General features: G+C 73.0%; 6 protein-coding genes. 4 read left to right on the top strand and 2 right to left on the bottom strand.

Features of this window, described 5'->3' with window-relative positions; translation table 11 throughout:
- Positions 1-485: 485 nt before the first annotated feature.
- Positions 486-929 (bottom strand): potassium channel family protein, encoded by a 444-nt coding sequence (locus tag EHS43_RS36110; RefSeq protein ID WP_125194829.1) that lies wholly within the window; start codon positions 927-929, stop codon positions 486-488.
- 166 nt (positions 930-1095) lie between these two features.
- Here EHS43_RS36110 and EHS43_RS36105 point away from each other — a divergent pair, with 166 nt between their 5' ends.
- From EHS43_RS36105 to EHS43_RS36090, 4 genes are read left to right on the top strand one after another with little or no spacing between them, the layout of a single operon-like run.
- Entirely contained in the window at positions 1096-1908 is an 813-nt protein-coding gene (locus EHS43_RS36105) for an SAM-dependent methyltransferase (protein WP_125194828.1), read from the top strand.
- A gap of 38 nt (positions 1909-1946) precedes the next feature.
- Positions 1947-3350: a glutamine synthetase family protein gene (locus EHS43_RS36100; RefSeq protein ID WP_125194827.1), complete on the top strand. Its 1404-nt coding sequence runs from the start codon at positions 1947-1949 to the stop codon at positions 3348-3350.
- A 2-nt stretch (positions 3351-3352) separates the two neighbouring features.
- Entirely contained in the window at positions 3353-4537 is a 1185-nt protein-coding gene (locus tag EHS43_RS36095; protein ID WP_125194826.1) for an amidohydrolase family protein, read from the top strand.
- Positions 4538-4539: 2 nt separating this feature from the next.
- Positions 4540-5076 carry an NUDIX hydrolase family protein gene (locus tag EHS43_RS36090; RefSeq protein ID WP_125194825.1) on the top strand — a complete coding sequence of 179 codons (537 nt, stop codon included), beginning with the start codon at positions 4540-4542 and terminating at the stop codon, positions 5074-5076.
- Positions 5077-5085: 9 nt separating this feature from the next.
- Here EHS43_RS36090 and EHS43_RS36085 read toward each other — a convergent pair whose 3' ends face one another.
- Positions 5086-5415, bottom strand: coding sequence for a DUF2218 domain-containing protein (locus EHS43_RS36085; RefSeq protein WP_125194824.1), 330 nt, complete (start codon positions 5413-5415; stop codon positions 5086-5088).
- Between the last annotated feature and the right edge of the window lie 86 nt (positions 5416-5501).

Below are 5501 nucleotides of genomic sequence, written 5' to 3'. Positions count from 1 at the left end.
CGCGGCATCCTGCCCTCGGGGCGGGGCGCCCACCCCGAGGGCAGGATGCCGCGTCACCCACCGACGGCGGTCAGCTGTCGTCGACCGGGAAGGTGGTCGACCCGCTGCCGCGCATCTACCGGCATCCCGACTGTCCAGGCCACGGCTGGTGGACCGGTTCGGCCGCCTGGCCGGCCGCTTCGCGCGGGACCCGGCGAGCCTGTCAGCGGGCCGACGTCCGAGCGAGCCTGTCGGTGGGGCGCCGTCCGAGCGACGATCCCCCGCGGCGCCCGGTCGGCGGCCCGATGCGCGGCAGGGTTCTTCGCCGTGCGCATGGCCGGTGGGCCGGTTCCCCGTACCGGGACCGGTCAGCGGTGACCGGTGCGCACGCCTCCCGGGTCCCCGCGTACGTGATCGCCCGCACGGCCGGCAGAGACGGGCTCGGCACCGCCGTCGCCGGGAGCGTCCCTCGCCCCCTTCCCACGTCACGCGGGCGGAGAGACAGGTCACCCCTTCTTCTTCGACGTGATCAGCTCCTCCAGTCGGTCGAACCGTTCGTGCAGGGCGTGCAGCGTCTCCGCGCCCACATGGTGTCGCCGCTTCTGCTCCCGGGCCACGAACCAGGTGGCGAGGGCTGCCGTGACCATGCCGTAGGTCGTGATCCCGACGACCATGACGACCGTGCCGACAGCGCGGCCCCACCAGGTCACGGGGTAGAAGTCGCCGTATCCGACGGTCGTCGCCGTCTCCACCGACCACCACAGGGCCTTCGGGTACGAGGTGAGGTCGGCGCCCCGCGCGCCCTCCTCGGCGAGGACCACCGCCCAGGAACCGGTGAGCATCACCGTGAGGAGCACGAGGGTCGCGCCGCCCGCCGCCTTCAGGTGGAGGGGGCGTCCGTCCCGGCCGAGCAAGAGGTCGACGACCCTGGCAAGGAATCCGGGCAGCATGCGCACTCCTCGAAGTCCGCGGGCGGGGGGCGTACGGGGCCAGTGTGGTCGCCGGGAGGAGGCCCGGCACCTCGGGCAGGGCGTTCGAGTCGCGGTTTCCGGGACAAGCTGATCATCGGACGGCACAATGGCGGCAAGGGCCGCAGGGGCGAGAAGGAGCACAGTCGTGAGCGAGAGCCACACCCCGTCGGGTGCGTCGGCGAGGCTGAACACAGGTGTGGCGCACAACGCGCGCGTGTGGAACTACTGGATCGGCGGCAAGGACCACTACGAGGTCGACCAGCGCGTCGGCGACCACGTCGCCGGGATGTTCCCGATCATCCGGGAGATCGCCCGCGCGGACCGCTGGTTCCTCGGCCGCTCGGTGCGCTTCCTCGCCGAGGAGCAGGGCATCCGGCAGTTCCTCGACGTCGGCACCGGGCTGCCGACGGTGGACAACACCCATGAGATCGCCCAGCGCATCGCGCCCGACGCGCGGATCGTCTACGTCGACAACGACCCGATCGTCCTCGTCCACGCCCGCACCCTGCTGACCAGCACCTCCGAGGGCGTCACCGACTACATCGACGCCGACGTCCACGACCCGGCCGCCATCCTCGAACGCGCCGCGGGGACGCTGGACTTCAGCAAGCCGGTCGCGGTGATGATGCTCGGCATCCTCAACTTCGTCCTCGACACCGACGAGGCGCGCAGGATCGCGCGCGAGATCATGGCCGCGATGCCCGCCGGCAGCCATCTGGCCCTGACGCACCCCACGTTCGACGCCGAGCTCGGTGGCGAGGGCCAGATCCCGGCCATGCAGTTCTGGAACGAGAACGCCACTCCGCCGATCACGGCCCGCAGCGGCGAGGACATCGCCACGTTCTTCGAGGGGCTCGACCTGCTCGAACCGGGCCTGGTCTCCTGCTCCCGGTGGCGTGCCGGCTCCGACTCCCCGGCCGTCGTACCGCAGTACGGCGCGGTGGCCGTGAAACCCTGACGCGGGATCCGTTCGGCCGAGCCCGTCGTGGAGGACGTATGACCACCCTTGCCGACCCCGTCCCCGGAGGCCGTCCCGGGGACGTGGACCGGGCCGCCGCACTGGGCGAAGAACTGTCCGCGAAGGGCGTGCACGGTGTGGTGCTCGCCTATGTGGACACCGCGGGCATCTGCCGGGTGAAGACGGTCCCGACGGCGAAGCTGCCCTCCGCCGCGGCCTGGGGCGTGGGCATGTCGCCGGTGTTCGACACCTTCCTGGCGAACGACTCCATCGTCACCACGGACACCCTGGGCTCCCCCGACGGCGATCTGCGCCTGTACCCCGACCTCGACCGGCTCGTGGCGCTGGCCGCGCAGCCCGGCTGGGCATGGGCACCGGTCGACCGGATCACGCAGGAGGGCGAGCCCCATCCGGGCTGCTCCCGCACGGCGCTGCGGCGGATCGTCACCGCGGCCGCCGAGCGGCACGGGATCACCTTCGAGGCGGGCATCGAGATCGAGTGGGCGGTGGGCCGCGGCCCGGCGGCGGAGGGCGACTTCGTGCCCGCCGTGTCGGGACCTGCGTACGGCGCCACCCGGCAGGTGGAGCTGAGCGACTACGCGGCCGAGGTGCTGGCGGCCTGCGCCCGGCAGGGGGTCGAGGTCGCGCAGCTCCATCCCGAGTACGCGGCCGGGCAGTTCGAGATCTCGACGGGCGCCCTGGACCCGGTGGCGGCCGCCGACGTCAGCGTCCTCATCCGGCAGACGATCCGGGCGGTGGCCCAGCGGCACGGGCTCGTCGTCTCCTTCTCCCCCGCGGTCTTCGCCGAGGGCGTCGGCAACGGCGGCCACCTCCATCTGTCCGCCTGGCGCGACGGCGTGAACCTCCACTCGGGCGGCAAGGGCCGGTACGGCATGACGCGCGAGGCGGAGTCGTTCGTGGCGGGTGTCCTCGCCCATCTGCACGCGCTGACGGCCCTGACCGCCCCGAGCCCGGCCAGCTATCTGCGCCTCAAGCCCTCCCAGTGGGCCGGGGTGTTCACCGCGTGGGGCCGGGAGACCCGGGAGGCGGCGGTGCGGATCGTCACCGGCACCGCGGGCCTGACCGACCGGGCGGCGAACCTGGAGCTGAAGCCGGCGGACCTGGCCGCGAACCCGTATCTCGCCCTCACCGGTCTCATCGCCGCCGGACTCGACGGGCTGACCTCGGCCATGCCCCTGCCCCGGGAGATCACCGGCGATCCGGCCCTGCTCCCCGCCGACCGGGCCACCGCCATGGGCGTACGGCGGCTGCCGACCTCCCTCTCCCAGGCGGTCCGGGCCTTCCGCGCCGACGAGCAGCTGCGGGCCGCGCTGGGGCCGGTCCTCGCCGACGCCGTGGTCGCCGTGCGCTTCGGGGAGAGCGATTCCGTGGCCGACCTGGACGACGAGCAGATCGCGGCCGCGTACCGCTGGAAGTACTGAGCATGGGCGGACGTGTCCATGAGGCCCTCGCCGCGGCCCGGCTGGTGGACCACCACTGCCACGGGGTCGTCACCGACGCTCTCGACCGGCCGGGCTTCGAGTCGCTGCTCACCGAGGGCTCGGCCTGGCCCGGGATCTCCCCCTTCGACAGCCCCGTGGGTGTGGCGGTCCGCCGGCACTGCGCGCCCCTGCTGGACCTCCCCCGCCACGCGCCGCCCGACGCCTACCTGGCCCGCCGTGCCGAACTCGGCCCGCACGAGGTCAACCGCCGCTTCCTGACCGCGGCGGGCACGGAGGTGTTCTGCGTCGACACCGGGTACGCGCCGGACCGCATCACCTCGCCCCACGAACTGGCCGGCATCGCGGGCGGGACGGCCCACGAGGTCGTACGGCTGGAGAGTGTCGCGGAGGCGGTGGCGGCGCGGGGCGTGGAACCGGACGCGTACGCGGACGCGTTCCGGGCGGCCGCTCTGGAGGCCGTGGCGCGGCCGGACGTCGTGGCCGTGAAGTCGGTCGCCGCCTACCGGACCGGCTTCGACCTGGACCCGGCGCGCCCCTCGGACGCGGAGGTGACCCGGGCTGCCGCCGACTGGCTCGCCCGCGGAGGACGGCTGGCCGATCCCGTTCTCGTACGGCATCTGCTGTGGACCGCCGTGGACCTGGGGCTGCCGCTCCAGCTGCACACCGGGTTCGGTGACAGCGACATCCGGATGCACCGGGTGGATCCGACCCACCTCACGGACTGGCTGCACCTGACCGCGGGCACCGTCCCCGTGCTGCTGCTGCACTGCTGGCCGTACCAGCGGCAGGCCGCCTATCTGGCCGCGGTGTTCGAGCAGGTGTACCTGGACGTGGGTCTCACGCTGCACCACGTCGGCCCCGCGCGGTCCCGGGCGATCCTGGCGGAGGCGCTGGAGATCACACCGTTCCGCAAGCTGCTGTACAGCTCTGACGCGTACGGCGTGGCCGAGTTCCATCTGCTCGGCGCGCTGTCCTTCCGGCAGGGTCTCGCCGGGCTGCTCCAGGAGCGGGTGGACGCCGACGAGCTGAGCCTGCCGGACGCGTTGCGCATCGCGGCCTGGACGAGCGGGGACAACGCCCGCCGCCTCTACGGACTTCCCGCCCCGTCCCCGTCCCACCAGGCGGGCGCGATCGAGCGTCCGCCGTCCCCGGAAAGTATGATCTAGCAATGTCTGACTTGACCGACACCACGCCCGGCTGGCTGAGCGCCGACGATCTCGAGCAGGCGCGCGCCCGGATGCCCATCCTGTACGTCGAGGCCGTGCCCGTGCGCGTGGACGACAGCGGCGAAGTCACCAGCGTCGGCCTGCTGCTGCGCATCGGACCCGACGGAACGGTCAGCCGGACTCTGGTCTCCGGCCGCGTTCTGCACCACGAGCGGGTCCGGGACGCCCTGTTGCGGCACCTGGAGAAGGACCTGGGACCGGTGGCGCTGCCCCGGATCCCGTCCTCCCTCCAGCCGTTCACGGTGGCGGAGTACTTCCCCACGCAGGGCATCACGCCGTACCACGACCCGCGCCAGCACGCGGTCTCCCTCGCCTACGTCGTCCCGGTGGCCGGCGACTGCCGGCCCCGGCAGGACGCCCTGGACCTGGTGTGGTTCAGCCCGCAGGAGGCCCTGTCGCCGGCGGTGGCCAGCGAGATGCCCGGCGGTCACGGGGTGCTGCTCAAGCAGGCGCTGGCGCACGTGGGCTGCGTGATCTGAGGCCCCCGGTCAGTCGGTCTCCTTGCGCTGCGTCGTGCCGGGCGCGCCGCCGTCCCGGGTCCATGCGACGACGAGTTCGTCCTTGCTGCCGAAGCGGACCAGGTGGCTGCCGACGACGCCCTCCAGGAGATCGAGGTGCTCGGACTCCGTCTCCAGCGTCAGCAGCAGCGCGCCCTCGGTGGCGGTGAGGGAGCCCTTGCCTCCGTTCTGGAAGAGCAGGCTGCCCTCACCGCTCTCCTCGTCCCACGTGGTCCGACTGCGACGCCCGAGGTGCGAGGCGAGCTGCTTGGCGTAGCGGTGGGGTCGGTCGGTGGCGACGCGGGCTTCGGAGCGGGGCATCGGAACTCCCAGGAGGGCGGTGGCGCGGTACGGACTCGATGCTCCCGCAACACCGGCCCTCCCCCACCCATTCCGCATCCCTCGCC

This window comes from Streptomyces sp. RP5T (assembly GCF_003933965.1).
Classification (GTDB): Bacteria; Actinomycetota; Actinomycetes; order Streptomycetales; family Streptomycetaceae; genus Streptomyces.
The sequence above is the reverse complement of the archived record's forward strand: the minus strand, read 5'-3'. Positions and strand labels throughout refer to the sequence as shown.

Bases quoted from the DNA above. Each gene is read 5' to 3' on its own strand.
- EHS43_RS36110 (WP_125194829.1), bottom strand. From the start codon at position 929: ATGCTGCCCGGATTCCTTGCCAGGGTCGTCGACCTCTTGCTCGGCCGG.
- EHS43_RS36090 (WP_125194825.1), top strand. From the start codon at position 4,540: ATGTCTGACTTGACCGACACCACGCCCGGCTGGCTGAGCGCCGACGAT.
- EHS43_RS36100 (WP_125194827.1), top strand. From the start codon at position 1,947: ATGACCACCCTTGCCGACCCCGTCCCCGGAGGCCGTCCCGGGGACGTG.
- EHS43_RS36085 (WP_125194824.1), bottom strand. From the start codon at position 5,415: ATGCCCCGCTCCGAAGCCCGCGTCGCCACCGACCGACCCCACCGCTAC.
- EHS43_RS36095 (WP_125194826.1), top strand. From the start codon at position 3,353: ATGGGCGGACGTGTCCATGAGGCCCTCGCCGCGGCCCGGCTGGTGGAC.